Here is a 19068-nt window from a genome sequence, read left to right as displayed (position 1 = left end):
TTTAAATTTATTCTGAATCAGTTAAACATTCACTATCAATCATTTTCCAGTAATTTAAGAGATACAAATCAAGAACTTCCTTCATTTTTATCACTCCTTAATGTTTTTAAAGTACATTTTCAAGTTGTTGTTTTCATCAAACATCTGATCTTCAGTGACATTAAGAGCTTCGGCTAACCTTAGTTTCATGTTTCTCCAAGCTTTTCTATGCCCTCGTTCTACCATTGAAATATTAGAAGGGTGCATTTCAATCAAATTCCCTAGCTGAGTTATCGTGAGATTTTTCTTTGTTCGATAATACTTTAGCGCATTCATCTTCTTACCTCCCTTGTATTTGCTATAGCTAAATTATAAAATAGGATTTTAAAAATTTATTCAATTTTAAGCAATGAAAAAAACCAAATTACCCAAACCCCTTATGTATCAAGGGTTTTAAAGGGATAAAAAAAGGGTTCACTCCTCTCCAAGTGGGTTCAAAGGGTTCACCCTTTACACATTCAGTTTTGAAATCTCACTCATCTAAAGAGAAATAAAAGTTTTAAATGCTTTAATTGGCAAAGTACATTACCAATGTTAGTGCAACAGAAAGTCGGTAAAAAAACGCCATGGAAAAAATCCACGGCGTCACTGTAATGCTATTTTATTTGTTTAGCTGTTAATCTCTTATTACCTCTTTCCCCTTTTCATCCTTTTATTTTCAGAATGACTTGCTAATATACTATGATTATCAAAACCGTCCTTTAAATCTTTTGAATACAAGTTGACATAATTTAAAGTAACATCAAGAGAAGAGTGACCTAACAAACGCTGCAATTTAAACGCATCTCCACCACTTGTTATATAGTGCTTAGCAAACGTATGTCTGAACGCATGAATAGAAGTTCTTTCTACCCCTCTTTTTTTGTTATACCTAGCTATAGCATGCTGCATCGAGTTACGAGTCATTTGCTCACCATATTCATTTACAAACAAGTAGTCTTCGCCCTTCAGCCGATAGATTCGTAGGTATTCAGTTACGACTTTTACAAGGTGTTCACTCATAGGGTTGTACTGGGCTTTTCTATTTTTCGTCGTATTCAGCACAACCATGCCGTTTTCTAGATCAACATCAAGCAATTTCAAATTAAGTACGGTATTTAATCGATTCCCTGTTTCAAGTAAATAATTCACCAGCACCCAATTACGATGCTCCACAAAACCACACTCTCTAAAGTTTGGCTTTTTAATTAGCTTCTTTATCTCGTCTTCCGAGTAAGGCTCTTTTTGCTGCTTGTTGGCTTTAATAAGACTGATTTCAAATTTGATCAGATAACTTTCCTTCATAGCAAAATATAAAAAAGCCCTCGTAGCTCTCAAGTACGTGTTGATTGTTGTATCCTGTAATTCCTTCGCTTTAAGATGAAGAATAAATTTATCAACATGCCTTTTTTCAATTTCTCGTACATACTGGATCTCAATCTCCTCTAAGTAGTGAAAGAAGTGGATCAGATTCTGGTCATAAAACCGGATCGTCATTTCTGATAAATTTTTCACTCTGTTCTCTAATTGAAAATCCTCAAATAACTCCTCAACTGTTTTTTCTAATCCAGCCCTTTGCATAATTTTCACTTTTGCCAACGTCCTTCATCTCCCTTTAAGATCTATAAATAGTTCTCAAAGGTACCTAATAAACCGTAATTTCTTGTCCACACGATTAGCAAGTCACTTTATCATAATAAAGCACAAAAAAGGTCAACACTCTGATTGCTCAAAGCATTGACCTATAAGGGTTTCTTTAGTTTTAGAATACCGGTGGCCGGGGTCGAACCGGCACTCCAGAAGGAACACGATTTTGAGTCGTGCTTGTACAGTTTAAACGTACCATATTACCAGCCTTGTATTTAATTCATTTATTAATGTTTGGTATTATGCCAAGTCTATCAACTATTCCTCTTAAATAATCATCTCTTTCAAAAATCCCTAATCTACTTAATGTCTTGATTTCTTCGTCGTTAAGTTGATCCTCTAACACCAGAACGTCTAAGGATGCAGTTATAGTTTCCAAGCCTATTTTTTTTACCAAGTATGTTCTATGATTTCCACCTGACCCAACTGAAAATTCACCATTCGGATATAGAGTAAGATTTAAATCATTTGGTGAATGTTTTTGGAGATCAAAGCCATTTTTTTTTACGGACTTATCTAAGGCATTTAGTTTTTCTTGTCGTAAGACACCTGAATACGATAACCCCGTTATTCTTTCAACCGGGACAGTAACAATACCATATCTCATATAATGGTGTCCTTCACTCTCATATAAACGATGTAAATCATCACTGAATTTCCAACCTGTATAATCAATTTCCATAATTAACCCCCATTTATATCTACACAATTTTATTGTAGCACATTCATGATTGACCGTTGTCCTTCCCTGGCCTGCCTGCCGTCTTACTGTTGCCTTCCCCTGCACTATGAACAATATACGTGGCTGTGAAAGGGCTATATATGACCGCTTTACCAGGGGGTACTATTGATTTATCACTAAATAATCCCATATTTAGCTCATTATAAAAACCTCGTTCGCGATATGCAAATGGGGTTAAAGTGCCCTAAATCTCAAGAACAACTTAACTTAGATAGTTATAAGAGCTTTCAAAAAATGATTATATTTTACTACGAAATGTTCTAGTAAAGTTTGCAGTAGGAAAACGATAAAAGCCTTAACTTTTCTATTATTCTTTAATTTTAATAAGAACCTCGATCCCTCTTTTTAAGAAAAACAAGTAATTTTTCTATTGATTTGTTTTATAAAAATATGCATAATTGAATACGTGCGAACTACAAGTAAAACCGTGTGGGACTTTACGTAGAAACCGTGTGGGTATATTATAGAAACATTGATTTGACGGTCTTTTTTGGGGCTGGCTGTGACACTGGTGTTCGCCACGGTCTTCAAAACCGCTTGGGAGGCTCGTGCCGTCTCCGGTAGGTTCGATTCCTACACAGTCCCGCCAAATCAACGTTTTTAAGACCTAATCAAAATTAGGTTTTACATATAGACCGTGTGGGCAAAACAAAGAAAACCGTTCGACCTCCTTTGCTATGTTGGGATCTTTCCCCTCAAATCGAAGGAGGTTTTTATTTTGGCAAACCAAAGTAAACGTAAGGGTAGGAAGACAATCATACAAAGAACGTTTTATGATGAAGTTCCTTTAGCTGAAGAGAAAAAGGAGCAACAGTTAGAGATATTATTTGAGACCTTTATGAAGTCAAAAGAACTTGAAGGTTTAAGAGAACGTACACTTAAGGATCACAGTACCCACTTTCGGTATTTTGTTTCATTTTTAAACAATGCTTATCCAGAGGTTACACTAGGCATAGACATTACTACTGAAATGGTGAGGGATTATATTTATTACATGACAAAAGAAAAGATGCTTTGGGATAATCATACAAGCTTAGCTTATAAGCATATAAAGAAGAAGGGTCTCTCCCCTGTCACAGTTAATGTACGGCTGAGAACCCTGAAATGCTTTTTCAAGTTTTTATTTGATGAAAATTATATTCGGATTAACCCGACGGCACGAATAAAGCTATTAAAAACGACAGAAGATACCATTCCGTCCTTCTCAACAACACAAGTCCAAGACCTGTTAAAGCAGCCTGATCAAAGGACTTTTGCAGGCTTTAGGGATTATGTGTTAATGGTTACGTTTATTGATACAGGAATCCGATGCAAAGAAGTATTGGGCATAGTGAAAAAGCACTTCGATGAAATCCAAAAGACAATAACAATTCCTGCACATTTAGCGAAGAATGGTAAAGAAAGGATTGTTCCTCTTTCACAAAAAACAGCAAAGTTACTTAAAATATTAATCAATGAAAGTAGGGCATTTGAAAATCCCGCTGATAACATTTTTTTGAGCAACTTCGGAGAGAAGTTAGATGCAAGTGGGATAAGAGAAAGAATTATTGATTATGGAGATGAAGCAGACATACGAGATGTAAGAGTTTCCCCTCATACATTCCGGCATACATTTGCGAAATTTTATATTTTAAATGGTGGTGACCCTTTTACACTGCAGCGAATACTTGGACATTCTAGCATGAACATGGTGAGAAAATACATTCAGATGAATGGTGAAGATATAAAATCACAACATCATCAATATAGTCCTATTCAGCATTTGTTAAAAATTTAGCTATTATACGGTTGCCTAATAAGGCAACCATTTAGACCGTAGGCAAAACGCCTTTGAGAGTTTTTTCTCAAAGGCGTTTTGTCTACGGTCTGGAGTGCATTAATTATAATGTGACTTTTTCTTACTATATTTATACAGATTAATCTGAAACTACTCTTATAAAGCTTTTGTCCTGCATGTCCAAGAAAAAGGTAATAATTTTATACAACATCCTACTTGAGAATCAAAAAGAGCAATAAAACACCAATACCTGTTGGTACTCCCCTTTAAATTAATACTATACATTAAGATTGTATTGGAGATGCTCACCTCCTCCTAATAATAGAGAGTAAATAATTTGTATAATTCTCTTTTTTTGCTTTAGGATGTTGGACCAATAATACTTTTAATAGTTTTTGATACTAAGAGGTGAATGCTTAGCATTTTTTTCTTGATAGATTTCAGGTGCGAGTTTAGTATATTCTTTTGCTGCTTTATAAGTTAAATGACCAGACGCAAAAAGTATGCCTACATATATGCGGGGTAACACTTACCTTAATACCACTTCTTTTTCTATATTCATTTAGGTTAGATCTGAAACTACTGTTATGTAGCTTTTCACCATTACTACTTAGGAATATGTGAAAAGCTTGATCATTAACTTGTTTATTAAGCTCTAACAACTGTTTCAACAAGAACGCAATTCTCTTATCCATCGTAACAACTCGAAATCTTCTATTTTTTGTAACTTCTCCAGGATAAAGAATATAGCCGTCCTCAAGGTTAATATCCTCTATTGAAATATTTAAGGTTACATAAATCCTAGGCCCATTATCAAGCAAAATATTAAGTATCACATAATCACGATACCCGACAAAAGTACTCCGATCAGGAGCCTTTAGTAACTTTGAGTAATCCTCTTTGCTTAAAAACTTTATCTTAGGCTGATCAACTTTTAACTTTTTAATATCACCCCATGGAGATTGTTTAATATATCTCTCGGTCTTGTAAAAGTTAAATTGGGCTTTTAAGGATGTAATTCTAATATTAATTGTCGAATGCTCAAGACCCATTTCACTTTTCTCAATGGTTTTATGATCATCCCACTTAACCTTTTCCTTTTTCATGAAATGTATGTATTTTTTGCACACTTCTTCAGTAACATCTGAAACGTAAGTTAGTTTTTTCTTTTTTCTTGCTAAATATTTCAGAAAATAATAAAAGTGGGTTTTATGATCATCTATAGTGCGTTTTTTGCACCCTTCCAAATCCTTTTGGAAAAGAAATTCCTGAAATGCATCTTCTAGTTTTACTTTGATTTTTACATCTTTCAATATCCACAACTCCTCCTTAAATAAGAAAAAGCACCCAAACGAGCCCTAAGTAAATAGGCTTCGTGAGGGTGCTTCCCTTGGGTTTATTAAATTAATGAATCTATCTATGATTTAATCTTAAAAGAGATTTTATGTTCCGGCAACAACAGTCGAAAAATTTCAACAGAAAGAAAAAATGTTTTATTACGACACCAAAAAAGCCTCATGAAAAATTGTTATAGGAGCAATTGGGAGTTACTATAAAACTATTTTCTAAAGGAGGTTTTAACTATGAAAAAAATTATACATATTAGCGAAACAGATGCAGTAACCCAACTTGCCCGAACAATATCTTATTCCATCCCTAAAGGGTTTAACGAAAAAATCCCGCTTCTCTGTATTGGTACTGATACTTCAACTGGTGATTCATATGGTCTGATTACGGCAACAAGAATGTACCATCTCTGCCACGTTTTTTACCAGCAGTTGCCACGAAATTTACCACTTGCTGTCAACGTGTTTACCAATAGAAAAACGCCAAGGATTTTTTAAGTGAAAAAACCTAATCCTTCTTATTTTTACCGAGGAATTAGGCTTATGGTCTTCTATAATCGCGCCTGATTGTGGACTATCATTTTCTATTGAATAGTATCGTTGTACTGTGCAACAAAAGATCCTAGTTATAAGTGACGGTTCTTGTTCAACTAAAGCCCCTGTACAATAGTAAACAATTACTACACCTCAAATTATTATAAAATTATAAGTGTTTATAGTTTATTATGACAGGTACTTGTTTCTAAAGGCAAAAGTACTAAAAAAAAAAACGAAAGCACACATCAACTTTATTTATAGATGATGTGTGCTACTCAAATTAACTTTTATCCCACCTAGATACAATGTAGCCAGCACCTTTTTCTTGATTTAACATTTTATTTTCCTTTTCAATTTGATCAGCTTCTTCGTAATTTTTATAATTAGCAGGAATGATATATAACCCATATCGCAAAATAGATGGTTTTGTTTGAGAAAGGTTCTTTATTTCTTTACTTGAAAAGAATCGGGCATGTGCAAAGACACTATCTTTCTTTTGCTTTGCTCGTGTTTCATACATTTTCGCCCACTCACTTTGCTTACCGATCATGCCAACAACTAACCTTCCCCCTTTTTTTAATACTCTTAAACCTTCAGCTATTACTAATTCTGGGCTAGATACAGCAACTTCATCAATTAATTGTTTTTCAAGTGAATCTACATAAGAACCGATCGGAGTAGTACACCATGAATCATAGTCTATTGCAGAATGATCAAATAGAGACATTGGCACACCTCCTCGCAAACTAATAATTAAAAATCAAATAAATCAAATCATATAAAACAAAACATTCAGTCTTGTTCATCTATTTTATCAAATCTGACGTTAAATTATAAATCTTCAATTTATTTATAAAATAATCCAATTCAACATTTACCACTACGAGACCATATTATGACTGGAATAAGTAGTAAGGATAAGATTCCACCAGCAAATGATAGTGTTGTGTAACTTGAACCAGCAACAATCATACCAGACATAGCACCACCTGTTGCTCCTGATAGAGCGATAAAAACATCTACCATACCTTGGGTCTTAGCACGAGTTGAAGATTCAGTTGAATCGACAATAAGAGCTGTACCACTTATTAAACCAAAATTCCATCCTATTCCAAGTAACGCTAGAGCAATGATAAGGTAAACCAGAGAATCACCTGGGGCAATTGCTGCTATTACACCTGAAAGAAGCAATGTAACCCCAGAAGCGATAGCCATAATTGTACGACCAATTTTATCAACAAGAATACCGGTAATGAGTGAAGGCAGATACATTGAACCGATGTGAATTCCAATCACAAGTCCGATTTCACTTAGGCCATGACCATGATGTTCCATGTGTACAGGTGTCATTGTCATAATCGCGATCATCACCATTTGGGTAAGTACCATGATCGTTGCACCTACCGTAATGCCTTTTTTATTGTTTGTTTTTACTTCCTCTACGGCATCTACTGCAGATTCCTCACTTTGACTATAATCTTTCATTGATTTTACGATTAAAAATGGATCAGGACGAAGCATAAGAAAAATGACAAGACCTGATAATATAAAAGCAGTCCCTGATAATATAAAAGCACCAGCAAGTGCTGGAATTCCAATAGAAAGAGCAAAATCCCCCATCACATCCACTAAATTGGGACCAGCAAAAGCACCTACTGTTGTAAAAACCATTGCGATACTAATAGCAGTACCGCGCTGATTCTTATTGGCTAAGTCCGTACCTGCATATCGGGCTTGCAAATTTGTCGCTGTGCCAGCACCGTAAATAAAAAGGGAAATAAATAAAAGGAAAAGACTATTTATGATAGCCGCAATCACAACCCCAATTGCTCCTAGACCACCTGCTATAAAACCTGCCGTTAGCCCTATGCGTCGTCCATAACTTTGTGAAAGCTTTCCTACTATATAAGCGGCACCTGCTGACCCTAACGTAAATAAAGCAGCTGGTAATCCTGCAAATGCATCGGTTCCCATCATTTGTTGTACAAGAAGAGCACCTACCGTAATGCCAGCCGCTAATCCTGCCCCACCAAAAATCTGAGAAATACTCACAATGACCAGTGTACGTTTGTATAATTTTTTTTGTTTTTCAGGAGAATCTATATAATTCTGAGCCAAATTATGGGCTTCATTAGACATGGTTAAACACCTTCTTTATAGAATTTGATCGTCAGTTGCTTAGAATGTGACTACCTTATCAGCCCATTCAACTACATCTACACAATCATTCATTGTTGAAATCGGACAAACCGTTTGATCTTCAAGTTTCCGTGATTGGATACATGTACCACAAGCAAATAATATACCTTTATTATCAAGAAATTTGTTCATTTCTTTTGGAACAGTATATCTTTCATGATCAATTTGTTCACATTCAACTGCTTCCCCCATCAAAAACACCTTAACTTCATGATCCCTACCTAAACAAGCATTGGCAAAACGAAACGTATTTCAGGCTTTTTCAGGCTCCTTTGTTTCAATAATGATCCCAATTTTCATCTCAAACACTCCCCATGTGACTGCTAAACTAAAGTAGACAGTTTTCGCTAGATAAAAAGAAACACTTATTTACCCAAATATACCAGTAAAATATAAAGCTCTACCATTATATGATGTTTATGATTTACTGATAATCATACATCAATGGAGGGCGCAGAAAAGGTGGATAAGTGGGAAATGTATATGGAAATACATCAGTTAATTAAGCAAGGATTTAGTAAGTCTAAAGTAGCTGGAAAGTTAGGGGTGTCTAGATCAACTGTATATCGTAATCTTAAAAAGTCTCCTTCGGATATGGCCGAATGGGTAGAATCCATACAAACAAGAAGAAGAAAATTAGATACCTATAAGAAGTTAATTTTATCATGGTTGAGGGAACATCCTGACATGTCAGCTGCACAAGTACAAGATTGGTTACAGGAAAGATATAAGACATTAAAAGTTGGTGAAAGTACTGTTCGATCCTACGTTAGAGGATTACGTGAAGAATATAAAATAGCTAAAGAAACCTCACCAAGAGACTATGAAGCTATCCCTGACTCACCAATGGGGGAACAGATTCAAGTTGATTTTGGTCACACAAAACAAAAAACATCTGATAATAAAGAAGCTAAGCTTAACTTTATTGCCTTTGTTTTATCTAACTCTAGATATAAATATAAAGAATGGTTAGATAGACCTTTTACAACACAAGATGTCATTAAAGCTCATGAAAGTGCATTTCGATGGTTCGGTGGAATTCCCGCGGAACTAGTCTATGACCAGGACAGCTTGATGGTGGTCAGCGAAAATGGCGGGGATCTTATTTTGACAAAAGAGTTCCAACAATATAAAGAAACTAGGAAATTAAATCTTCGGGTTTGTCGGAAAGCTGACCCTGAAAGTAAAGGGAAGATTGAAAATGTGGTCGGTTTTATAAAGTACAATTTTGCTAAACATAGAGTATTCCATAATATCGATTCCTGGAATGAGCAAGGATGGGAATGGTTAAATCGAACAGGTAACTATAAAATCCATAATACAACAAAAAAAAGACCAGTCGAAGTGTTCTCCTTGGAAAAGCAACACTTAAGACCAGTCACAGGAAACATCAATTTCCTAAACAATCATGAAAATAGTATAACAAGAAGTGTCCATAAGGACAATACCATACGGTATAAGTCTAATAGGTACTCTCTTTCACTAGGAACCTTTAATAAGTATCAAACTGTCTCAATAAAGGAAACGGATGATAAGCATTTAGTAATCTATCTTTCTGAAACAGGCGAATTAATTGCCAAACATAAGATTCCCGATGGTAAAGGACAATTAATTAAAGATAGAAAGCATACAAGAGATCGCACCAAAGGTATAGATGCATTTATTGATACAGTGGAAAATCGATTTGAGGAAACAGAAGTGGCATATGACTACCTAGATAAACTTCGCGAGAAGTATCCTCGGTATATCCGGGATCAGTTACAAATTATATTAAGAGAGACAAAACAACATAATGAGCAAGTTTTAACAGAAGCACTACAAGAATGTATTAAAAGAAACTTATACAGTGCAACAGATTTCAGCGATATCGTTTTATACCTAAAACGACAACGACGAGTTAATGAAACAGTCAATGACAACGCTGAGATTGTTTCTCCATTAAACAGTATTTCTGGCTGGATTGTGGAAACAGAAGCACAAAAGAGAAAAGTAGATACCTATACTGTTTTGTTGGAAGAAGGTGACTTGAATTGAATCAACTACAAGATTTAATGAGAAACCTTCGTTTAGCTGAAACAGCAAATCAGTTACCTGAATTAATAAGAGAGGCTGAGAAAAAGGACTTGTCCTTTACTCAGTTTCTCCTAGATGTAGCAACCTATGAGCAAACCCGTAGAGAGGAAAAACAATTAGAAAAGCGATTTAAGTGGGCCACATTTCCGTTTTACAGTACAGTGGATGAATATGATTTGAAAGAGCAAAAATCATTAAGTAGTAAGAAGTTAAATCAGCTAAAGGACTTAACATGGATTGAGCAGCTCTATAATATTATTTTTCTTGGACCGCCAGGTGTGGGCAAAACCCATCTTTCGATCGGATTAGGAATTGAAGCTTTAAACCAAGGTTATAAAGTGATTTTTAGTACCATGGGAGACCTAATTCATGCATTAAAAACAGAAGAGATTACTAGGAAGTCAAAAACAAGAATGAAACGAATAAGAGAAGCCGATTTAGTAATAATCGATGATTTGATGTTTATGGCAATGGATAAACAAGAAGCTAACATGTTTTTTCATCTAATAAATAACCTTTATAACCAATCTTCTATTATATTAACTTCTAATAAAGGCCCAAAAGAATGGGGTGAACTATTAGGTGACCAGGCCATTACTACAGCAATTTTGGATAGAGTCTTACATCGAGTAGAGATTATTCATTTGAATGAAGATAGTTGGAGAATGAAGCACCGAAAAACCATATTTGGAGAACAGAGTGTTTCAAATTAATCAGCAAAAATTGTGTCATTCTACTTGACGGTCACACCCCAATATATTATTTCTAATTTCATTGTAAAAGGGTTTAACTAATAAGTGAAATGCATTATTATTATGTTTATAATGCAATTAGCGTATAAATAAAAATAAGCAACCCTAGTTGGGTTGCTTTACAAAAAAGAATCCTTTGTTAAAATCGGAACATCAGTTTTTTCAGTTATGCGACCGATAACATAACCTGATGTATCTTTTTTCGATAATTTCGCAAGTAACTCATCTACTTGATCCTGTGGAACTACAATTAATAAACCGCCAGATGTTTGAGGATCGTGTAGTAATAACTCTTCTTCTGAAGTAATGCCTTCTGTATAATGAACTTTCGATTTGTAGGTAGAAAGATTATTATACATTCCCTCAGAAGATGCACCCTCTTTTAATAAGGAGAATACATCTTGCAAATAAGGGATATTTTGTAAATCTAGTTCAATCGATACTTGACTGTTTTCGGCTATTTCACATAAATGTCCAAGCAAACCAAAACCAGTGACATCAGTACAGGCATGTGTTTGAACATGTCTCATTGCCAAAGAGGCATCCTTGTTCAACTTTAACATTTCAGTAACAACTACTTCTTGCTGTTCCTTGGATGCAACCTTTTGATCGATTGCGGTTGTATAAATACCTATTCCTATGGGCTTGGTTAAAACGACGACATCACCAACACAAGCACCTTTTTTTGTTATAAAACGTTCTCCAATTGGGATTTTGCCAGTAACCGAAAGACCATACTTATGAGTTACCTTTATTTTACCGTACTAAGAAAAAAGTTGAATTAACGGACGCGGGAAGGCAGTTGCTTAAATATGCAATCCAGATTATCTTATTGGCAGATCAGGCAGAAACAGCATTATCTTCGCTTACAAACTTAGAAAGTGGAGAGCTTCATGTCGGGTGTGGAACCACAATCGGTACTTATGTCATTTCAAATTTAGTTATTGATTTTCAAAAAAAGCACCCCAATATAACGATTAAACTAATCATCGACAACACATCAACTATTATTGAAAAGCTAATTGATAATAAAATTGATCTTGCCATAGTTGCTAAAAGAATGAATGACTCTAAGTTTAACTACCAACCCTTTTTTCAAGATAAAATTAATGCTTACTGTTCAATAGAACAAGCAGAAAAATATAAAGAAATAAGTTGTTTAACAGAATTAAAAAACGAAACCCTCATTCTGCGAGAACAAGGCTCTCACACGAGGGAATGTGTTGAAGAACAATTAAATATTATAAATTCATTTCCAAAAAAACTTTTTGAACTAAGTACAAATGAAGCAATAAAACAAGCAATTTTAAATAATTATGGGATTGGCTTTCTTTCGTCTACAACCGTTCGTATAGAATTAAAACATAAGCTATTATTTAAAATTCCCCTCAAAGAGGAGTGCAAAAGAGAATTTGCACTCCTTTCCCCAAAAGGAAAATATGCATCACCAATCATGCTTATATTCAGTTCGTTTTTAACGAAGAACATAAAAGATTTTCTTGATCGAATTACATTTTTATATAGATGTTTAAAAATATTTTTTATGCCATTAGCATTGCTTGAAAGAAAATTCATTCCATCTGGATGGTTAAGTGAGGAACAATTCCTTTTGCTTGTTACTGACAGCACGAGCAGTACCAGATCCTTTATTTACTTTTCCAGCCTACATCGGTGCTGTTATTAATGGTTGGCAACAAGGTGGATTAAATCTTTCGCTGCGCAGTATAGGTCTAATGACAGTTATTGAATTAGATATCTTTTATGCTGCTCACGTTTTCTTTCGTGAGTTATCTTTGCATACCTTAGTGTAGTATCTGGCGAGCTATGGCCTAACAATTCTTGAATGGCTACCAGTTCAGCTCCATTATTTAATGTTAATGTTGCAAAAGTATGTCTTAAAACATGGGGACTTACTTTGTTTTGCAACCCAGCCTTTATAGCGATCATTCCAATTTCTCTTTGTATTCCTCGTTTAGATAATCTTCTATAAGGCTTTCTCTCCGTAATCATTAAGGCTTCACAATCATCTGTTCGTTCTTTTAAATATTTATCTAAATGATACATTGCTCTAATTGAGAAATAGACTTCCCTTTGTTTATCACCTTTACCGATAACTAATGTGCTCATATTCTGTTGATTGATATGTGCCTTATTTAATCCATGAACTTCAGATAAACGACAACCGGTGGCATACAATACTTCAAGAAAAGCACGTTGTCTAACTGTTTCGCAGGCTTCTCGTAACATTTCCAGCTCTTCTATTGATAAGGCTTTAGGAAGTCGGAATTCATCTTTTGGAGCTTTTAATTTAATAGTCGGATCGTATTTAATATATTCTTCTGAAACTAACCAACTAAAAAAACTCTTTAAAATTGATAGTTTCTTTCTAATTGTGCTCATTTTTAAGGTCCCCTCTTGACTTAGGTACATTCGAACATCTGCTGTAGATATGTCCTCGGCCTTCTTTTTTACGATGTCAGCAAACATACTTAATTCTAGGAGATAGTTGTCAAGAGTAATTGAACTTAATCCTTCAAGTCTTTTTGCCGAAAAGAACAATTGTATTTTATCCTCAAGATCAGGATGAACCTCACCTAACTCAACTCTTTGAATATAGTACTCTGATAGAACAGTAGCCAACTTATTCTTTGTATTTTCCACTTCAATGTTAGGGTATAACTCTTTTAAAGCTCCCACTAAACCTGATAATATTTGCTCTCCTAAGTTCATAATTACAACTCTCATTAGATTGTACTAGTAAACTAAGGATTACCTATACAAGCGCAAAAAATACATTATAAGAATAAGATAGTTTCGTATCTTGCTTGGGTTGATATTCTATATGTAGAAGAAAGACGATTCTGAGCATAATCGTCTTAATAGTTGTGTATGCCAGTATATTTGTACTGTTCAGCAATCAATGTTAATTTATCAACTTTTTTAGAATAGCGCCCGATTATGGAACAAAGCACAATAATATCTGTAAAATTTATTTAAGCACGATGTTTAATACATTTCATAATCAATTTGTATTTCATCAGCCATTTTCAAAATAGCTTTTATTATTACATCAGGTTGGTCATACATTACTGAGTGACTACTATTAGGAACTAAAATGAATTCACTATTAGTGGATAAATTGGTCAATTTCTTTTGAGAGTCCATCCACATCTTTTCAAAGCTATCTACCTCTTGTTCTGAGAATCCTAATTCTGTTGCCTGCAATTCTACGTCACTCGGTGTGATAATTGTTAAAGGCTTATCTCCTAAAGAGTGAGTATCTTCCAGTAATTTCTCATTGATTTTTATTTGCTTAATTTCTTCATTCAATACTTTGAAAAATGAAGTGTCCCAATGAACATTTACATACTTTTTTGCAGAAAGGTAATTTGGCATTGAATCTGAAAACATATTTCCCCCGAATAGTCGCACTATTCCAATTTGAGATAATATGCGATTCATCGATTGGTCTTGTGTCTCGAAAAACTTGTCATTAAATGATTTTGCTTGTTCTGAAAAATATTCATTTCTAGAATCAACAAGTACTAATCCAGAAACCTTTTCTGGGTACTTTTCTTCAAAGAGACGAGAATAAATCCCTCCAACGGAATGTCCCACTAATATTACAGGGGTGTGAATTTTAGAAGATTCGAGAATCTTCCTTAAATCATTAATCGTCGTATCGATAGAAAATCCATCAGGAGGCGGATCACTCCATCCATACCCTGCTCGGTCATAAGTGATTACTAGGGTATGTTTCGATAGTATTTTCTGAATGTTCGACCAATCATAGGACCAATTACCAGTTCCTGTTTCAATAACAACAGGTGGCAAACTCGTTTTGGTTCCTTTGATATTCATATGTATTTCTCTGTCCCCGACATCAATCATTTGTCCATCTGGAGGGTAGTTGCTTTTAACATTTTTGTAACTGGTATATTCATAAAGGAACCCTGAGACCAATGTAAGCAAAATGATTGTAATCAAGGTCATTCCAAGTAATTTCAACCTTCTAAATGGTTTAATAGCATTCGTATATTTAACTTCCAAATCACCATATCCCTTCACTAACTCTTTTATTTTAATTATTTAACAAAATCACTATCCATTTAAATTTCAAACTTTTTCTGAACCACTATTCCATTAAATTGCCCTTTAGTAAAGCCATTTCTTCACGCTTATACCCAATATTAACTTAAATATCCAAATTTATTTGGAATTCTTATTCCGTTAAATGGCCTGTTTGTTGAAACTACCAAACACCTATAAATAAAAAGATACTTCTTTACTTTAAGAAGTTATTTGCTGCGCAGTAATTGTCAAATATGAAAGACGACCACCTATAAAGGTGATCGTCTCGCAATCCCATTTTTCTTACCACCTGTTACTGAAAAAATACAGCTGGACCTGGCGTTAAAAATAACACCAAAACAAATAAATGTTGCCATCTATCCAATACTTCCTTTCGTTAAAGATTATTTTACCTAAATTCTTTGAGGTTATTTTTCATGAGAGATGCTATTTGTAAATTGTTTTGTTCAGAAGAGTTTTCAAGCTGTTTTATCACTAACTGTTGTCGTTCGACTGTGTGATTTTGACTTAATTTAGCTTTCGCTTCAATTTTTGTTATTTTTATTTTAAATGCTACAATCCCTTTATTCATTCCTTCAATAAATGTGGAATCAAATTCCTTTAAATTGTATGAGCTATTTGGACTTTCATATTTGTTTACCATATCATTTAGAGAATCAAATATGACTTTCTGATCTTCGAGAATCTCCATCTTTCCATATAAATGGATAGATAAATAATTCCAAGTTGGGACTGCCATCGTTGTTTCATACCAAGATGGAGATATATAACAGTGAGGACCTTGGAAAACCACAAGAACTTGTTGGCTTTCTATATCCTTCCATTGTTCGTTCGGGCGGGCAAAATGACCATATAAAGCACTTTCATCTTTATTTAATGTAAGTGGAAGATGGCTAGCGTATGGTTCTCCATTGTGCTGAGAAAATAAAGTGGCAAAGCTGTACCTTTCGATAAAATCATAAATCATTTCTTCATCATTGAGTTGAAAATGTTTTGGTATATACACGATTTAGATCCTCCTTGATAAAGCCTTTGTAATGTGGCTATCTGAAATTTTAAAATTTAGGATTTATATGAGTTATTCTATTATGCAAACTGACATTTAAAAAGGTACAATTATTAATAAATGAATATGTCAGAGGTGATTACAAATGAAAAATGCCATTTTTGCATTTAAGGATGACTCCCCCAAATACAAACAAATCTATGAGCAGTTTAAATTATTTATAGAGAGTGGCGACGTACCAGCTGGTGACCCACTGCCATCCATTCGCCAACTTGCAGACTCCCTTCAAGTAAGCCGCAATACGACATTAATGGCATATGAGCAGCTTGTAGCTGAAGGTTATATCCGTGGAGAAGGTCGAAAAGGGTATTTTGTAAATGAATTAGATCCACTTTTATTTCAAAATGCCTCAGTTCTTTCTAATAAAAAGCAAACAAAGTCGGTGACACCATCCCTAATTGACTTCCGAGCAGGAGCCGTAGATCAAACCAATTTTCCCCTAAAAATTTGGAGAAGAATAGCAAACCGAGTTTTAACATTACAGGAGAGCTATCGATACGGGGAACCCTTTGGTGAACTGTGCTTGCGTGAACAAATCGCTACATATTTATTCCAATCTCGTGGAGTGAAAACAGATCCAAATGCAATTATAATAGGCAGTAGTACCCAACAAATGTTAATTTATCTCGGACAAATCCTGAAGGATAATTTCACTAGCATTATTGTAGAGGACCCAGGTTATGATGGAGCAAGGGAGGCTTTTCAATTTCATTGTTTCACGCTTGAAACTTTACCAGTTTATGAATCAGGTACTGATTTTTCAAAATTAGAACAAATGACTTCAAGGTTAATCTATGTAACACCCTCCCATCAAAGTCCAATCGGAGTAAGCATGTCTATCCAACAAAGGCAAATGCTAAATCATTGGGCTAACAAGAAGGATGGTTTTATTATCGAAGATGATTATGATAGTGAATTTCGCTATACGCAACAACCATTTCCAGCACTTGCTTCCATTGATTCAACAAGAGTCATTTACTTAGGGAATTTCTCAAAGTCCTTTCTTCCAGGAATCCGTTTAAGTTATATGGTATTGCCACAGAAACTTTTAAACCGTTATAAAAATCAATTTCTTCATTTCGAGAGTACCACTTCACTTCTTAGCCAGCTTACAATGGCTAAATTTATGGAAGATGGAGAATGGATTCGCCATATTAAACGAATGCGTCTTGTTTATAAGCGAAAAATGCAATGCTTAGTTTCAGAATTAAAAAAGCAATTCAAACAAAATATATCTATTATTGGGGAGCAATCTGGTTTGTACTTATTAGTTAAGATACATCTAAAACGTTCAGAGGAATGGCTAATTGAACACGCTTCCTATTTTGGTGTTAAAGTGTATCCTACCTCCATTTATTCCATAAAAAATCATTCTGATGATCCAATTATTAAACTTGGGTTCAGTAATCTTACTTGTGAGGAAATCCAGTTAGGTGTAAATCTTTTAAAAGAGGCTTGGTCATAAAAAACTCCGTAGTCGTTATATCCCTCAACCTGCAAAGGAACGGTTCGGCAAAGCCTAGAGGATGAAGTATGTGCTGCATCCTCTATATTTATTTCTCTTATTAAGCTATGCTGCTGTTTAAGTGCATTCCTTAACAAAGTTCTCTAAAAAATGAAGATCTTTGCTGCGCATTAAGAGTCTAATGACAATTATTGAATTAGATATCTTTTATGCTGTTCACGTTTTCTTTCATGAGTTATCTTTGCATACCTAAGTGTCGTTTCTGGCGAGCTATGGCCTAATAATTCTTGAATTGCTACGAGTTCAGCTCCATTATTTAATGTTAATGTTGCAAAGGTATGTCTTAAAACATGGGGGCTTACTTTTTCCTGCAATCCTGCCCTTTTAGCGATCATTCCTATTTCTCTTTGTATTCCTCGTTTAGATAATCTTCTATAAGGTTTTCTCTCTGTAATCATTAATGCTTGACAATCATCTTTTCGTTCTTTTAAATATTTATCTAGATGATACATTGCTCTAATTGAAAAATAGACTTCCCTTTGTTTATCACCTTTACCTATAACTAATGTGCTCATATTCTGTTGGTTGATATCTGCCTTATTTAATCCATGAACTTCAGATAAACGACAACCAGTTGCATACAATACTTCAAGAAAAGCACGTTGTCTAACTGTTTCACAGGCTTCTCTTAACATTTCTAGTTCCTTTCGGCCTTCTTTTTTACGATATCAGCAAACATACTTAATTCTAAGAGATAGTTGTCTAGAGTAATAGAACTTAACCCTTCGAGTCTTTTGGCTGCAATGAAAAATTGTATTTTATCCTCAAGATCAGGATGAACCTCACCTAACTCAACTCTTTGAATATAGTACTCTGATAGAACAGTAGCCAATTTATTCTTTGTATTTTCCACTTCAATGTTAGAGTACAACTCTTTTAAAGCTGCCACTAAATCGGATAATATTTGCTCTCCTAAGTTCATAATTATCAACTCTCCTTAGAATGTTATTAATAAACTAAGGATTTCCTATACAAACGCAAAAAATACATTAGAATAAGATAGTTTCGTATTTTGCTTGGGCTGATATTCTTTATGCAGAAGAAAGACGATTACGCTAAGCATAATCGTCTTTTAATGGTTGTGTCTGCCAGTATCGTTGTACTACGCAACAAATGGCCACTTCTGATTTTTCTTATTTCTACACCAAGCCCTTTAATGGAATAGTTGTAAGCCCCCATTCAAACAACGCATATAAATACGCAGCGCCTCCTGGTACGATACATGTATTAAATAAAGGAGGTGCTTTTCTTATGCCCCAACAAAAATTAGCGATCGTCCCCGTTACACTGCACG

Annotated in this window: 18 protein-coding genes, 1 tRNA gene and 1 pseudogene; 7 read left to right on the top strand and 13 right to left on the bottom strand. The window is 34.6% G+C overall.

Annotated elements, in window-relative coordinates:
• Positions 1-90 precede the first annotated feature (90 nt).
• The 3 genes from LDX58_RS06360 to LDX58_RS06350 form a co-directional block, all read right to left on the bottom strand.
• A complete protein-coding gene (locus LDX58_RS06360; protein ID WP_227936018.1) occupies positions 91-315 on the bottom strand; it encodes a helix-turn-helix domain-containing protein in 225 nt (74 codons plus the stop codon).
• A 351-nt stretch (positions 316-666) separates the two neighbouring features.
• Positions 667-1608, bottom strand: a complete 942-nt coding sequence (locus LDX58_RS06355) for a tyrosine-type recombinase/integrase (RefSeq protein ID WP_227936460.1) — start codon at positions 1606-1608, stop codon at positions 667-669.
• A 277-nt stretch (positions 1609-1885) separates the two neighbouring features.
• Complete coding sequence (locus LDX58_RS06350; RefSeq protein WP_227936017.1) at positions 1886-2347, bottom strand: hypothetical protein; 462 nt, start codon at positions 2345-2347, stop codon at positions 1886-1888.
• Between the two features lie 552 nt (positions 2348-2899).
• Here LDX58_RS06350 and LDX58_RS06345 point away from each other — a divergent pair.
• Positions 2900-2996, top strand: a tRNA-Sec gene (locus LDX58_RS06345).
• Between the two features lie 129 nt (positions 2997-3125).
• Positions 3126-4184: a tyrosine-type recombinase/integrase gene (locus LDX58_RS06340; protein ID WP_227936016.1), complete on the top strand. Its 1059-nt coding sequence runs from the start codon at positions 3126-3128 to the stop codon at positions 4182-4184.
• 473 nt (positions 4185-4657) lie between these two features.
• On the opposite strand, the gene LDX58_RS06335 is transcribed toward LDX58_RS06340, so the two are convergent.
• Positions 4658-5497, bottom strand: a complete 840-nt coding sequence (locus LDX58_RS06335) for a tyrosine-type recombinase/integrase (protein WP_227936015.1) — start codon at positions 5495-5497, stop codon at positions 4658-4660.
• Between the two features lie 270 nt (positions 5498-5767).
• Here LDX58_RS06335 and LDX58_RS06330 point away from each other — a divergent pair, with 270 nt between their 5' ends.
• Positions 5768-6028, top strand: a complete 261-nt coding sequence (locus LDX58_RS06330; RefSeq protein WP_227936014.1) for a DUF1256 domain-containing protein — start codon at positions 5768-5770, stop codon at positions 6026-6028.
• A gap of 319 nt (positions 6029-6347) precedes the next feature.
• Here LDX58_RS06330 and LDX58_RS06325 read toward each other — a convergent pair whose 3' ends face one another.
• The 3 genes and pseudogenes from LDX58_RS06325 to LDX58_RS06315 all read right to left on the bottom strand — a co-directional run.
• Positions 6348-6794 carry a hypothetical protein gene (locus LDX58_RS06325; RefSeq protein ID WP_227936013.1) on the bottom strand — a complete coding sequence of 149 codons (447 nt, stop codon included), beginning with the start codon at positions 6792-6794 and terminating at the stop codon, positions 6348-6350.
• A gap of 140 nt (positions 6795-6934) precedes the next feature.
• Positions 6935-8206, bottom strand: a complete 1272-nt coding sequence (locus tag LDX58_RS06320) for an MFS transporter (RefSeq protein ID WP_227936012.1) — start codon at positions 8204-8206, stop codon at positions 6935-6937.
• Between the two features lie 39 nt (positions 8207-8245).
• Positions 8246-8503: pseudogene (locus LDX58_RS06315) on the bottom strand (DsrE family protein); the annotation flags it as partial.
• 207 nt (positions 8504-8710) lie between these two features.
• Here LDX58_RS06315 and istA point away from each other — a divergent pair.
• Together istA and istB are read left to right on the top strand one after the other, a co-directional pair.
• A complete protein-coding gene (gene istA, locus LDX58_RS06310; RefSeq protein ID WP_372459120.1) occupies positions 8711-10300 on the top strand; it encodes an IS21 family transposase in 1590 nt (529 codons plus the stop codon).
• 17 nt (positions 10301-10317) lie between these two features.
• Positions 10318-11052 (top strand): IS21-like element helper ATPase IstB, encoded by a 735-nt coding sequence (gene istB, locus LDX58_RS06305; RefSeq protein ID WP_227936459.1) that lies wholly within the window; start codon positions 10318-10320, stop codon positions 11050-11052.
• 158 nt (positions 11053-11210) lie between these two features.
• Here the strand turns inward: istB and selD are convergent, their stop codons facing one another.
• Positions 11211-11846, bottom strand: coding sequence for a selenide, water dikinase SelD (selD, locus tag LDX58_RS06300; protein WP_227936458.1), 636 nt, complete (start codon positions 11844-11846; stop codon positions 11211-11213).
• A 47-nt stretch (positions 11847-11893) separates the two neighbouring features.
• Here selD and LDX58_RS06295 point away from each other — a divergent pair, with 47 nt between their 5' ends.
• Entirely contained in the window at positions 11894-12775 is an 882-nt protein-coding gene (locus LDX58_RS06295) for a LysR substrate-binding domain-containing protein (RefSeq protein ID WP_372459119.1), read from the top strand.
• 56 nt (positions 12776-12831) lie between these two features.
• On the opposite strand, the gene LDX58_RS06285 is transcribed toward LDX58_RS06295, so the two are convergent.
• The 3 genes from LDX58_RS06285 to LDX58_RS06275 all read right to left on the bottom strand — a co-directional run bounded on the left by LDX58_RS06285 (position 12832) and on the right by LDX58_RS06275 (position 16189).
• Complete coding sequence (locus LDX58_RS06285; protein WP_227936009.1) at positions 12832-13821, bottom strand: tyrosine-type recombinase/integrase; 990 nt, start codon at positions 13819-13821, stop codon at positions 12832-12834.
• Positions 13822-14097: 276 nt separating this feature from the next.
• Positions 14098-15141, bottom strand: a complete 1044-nt coding sequence (locus tag LDX58_RS06280) for an alpha/beta fold hydrolase (RefSeq protein WP_227936008.1) — start codon at positions 15139-15141, stop codon at positions 14098-14100.
• A gap of 430 nt (positions 15142-15571) precedes the next feature.
• A complete protein-coding gene (locus tag LDX58_RS06275; RefSeq protein ID WP_227936007.1) occupies positions 15572-16189 on the bottom strand; it encodes an FMN-binding negative transcriptional regulator in 618 nt (205 codons plus the stop codon).
• A 145-nt stretch (positions 16190-16334) separates the two neighbouring features.
• Between LDX58_RS06275 and pdxR the strand changes: the two genes are divergently transcribed.
• Positions 16335-17714, top strand: coding sequence for a MocR-like pyridoxine biosynthesis transcription factor PdxR (gene pdxR / locus LDX58_RS06270; RefSeq protein ID WP_227936006.1), 1380 nt, complete (start codon positions 16335-16337; stop codon positions 17712-17714).
• 188 nt (positions 17715-17902) lie between these two features.
• Here the strand turns inward: pdxR and LDX58_RS06265 are convergent, their stop codons facing one another.
• Both LDX58_RS06265 and LDX58_RS06260 read right to left on the bottom strand, forming a co-directional pair.
• Positions 17903-18409, bottom strand: a complete 507-nt coding sequence (locus tag LDX58_RS06265) for a tyrosine-type recombinase/integrase (RefSeq protein ID WP_227936005.1) — start codon at positions 18407-18409, stop codon at positions 17903-17905.
• A gap of 2 nt (positions 18410-18411) precedes the next feature.
• The gene (locus LDX58_RS06260; RefSeq protein ID WP_227936004.1) at positions 18412-18696 is read right to left on the bottom strand and encodes a hypothetical protein; all 285 of its coding nucleotides are present in this window, start codon (positions 18694-18696) and stop codon (positions 18412-18414) included.
• Positions 18697-19068: the final 372 nt, after the last annotated feature.

Source organism: Alkalihalobacillus deserti (assembly GCF_020734105.1).
Taxonomy (GTDB): Bacteria; Bacillota; Bacilli; order Bacillales; family Bacillaceae_D; genus Halalkalibacter; species Halalkalibacter deserti.
Note: the sequence above shows the minus strand (reverse complement) of the source record. Positions and strands in the feature narration are given on the sequence as shown.

Coding starts and splice junctions, on each gene's coding strand:
- LDX58_RS06360 (WP_227936018.1), bottom strand. CDS start 315: ATGAATGCGCTAAAGTATTATCGAACAAAGAAAAATCTCACGATAACT.
- LDX58_RS06350 (WP_227936017.1), bottom strand. CDS start 2,347: ATGGAAATTGATTATACAGGTTGGAAATTCAGTGATGATTTACATCGT.
- LDX58_RS06330 (WP_227936014.1), top strand. CDS start 5,768: ATGAAAAAAATTATACATATTAGCGAAACAGATGCAGTAACCCAACTT.
- LDX58_RS06325 (WP_227936013.1), bottom strand. CDS start 6,794: ATGTCTCTATTTGATCATTCTGCAATAGACTATGATTCATGGTGTACT.
- LDX58_RS06320 (WP_227936012.1), bottom strand. CDS start 8,206: ATGTCTAATGAAGCCCATAATTTGGCTCAGAATTATATAGATTCTCCT.
- istA (WP_372459120.1), top strand. CDS start 8,711: ATGGAGGGCGCAGAAAAGGTGGATAAGTGGGAAATGTATATGGAAATA.
- istB (WP_227936459.1), top strand. CDS start 10,318: ATGAGAAACCTTCGTTTAGCTGAAACAGCAAATCAGTTACCTGAATTA.
- LDX58_RS06285 (WP_227936009.1), bottom strand. CDS start 13,821: ATGAACTTAGGAGAGCAAATATTATCAGGTTTAGTGGGAGCTTTAAAA.
- pdxR (WP_227936006.1), top strand. CDS start 16,335: ATGAAAAATGCCATTTTTGCATTTAAGGATGACTCCCCCAAATACAAA.
- LDX58_RS06265 (WP_227936005.1), bottom strand. CDS start 18,409: ATGTTAAGAGAAGCCTGTGAAACAGTTAGACAACGTGCTTTTCTTGAA.
- LDX58_RS06260 (WP_227936004.1), bottom strand. CDS start 18,696: ATGAACTTAGGAGAGCAAATATTATCCGATTTAGTGGCAGCTTTAAAA.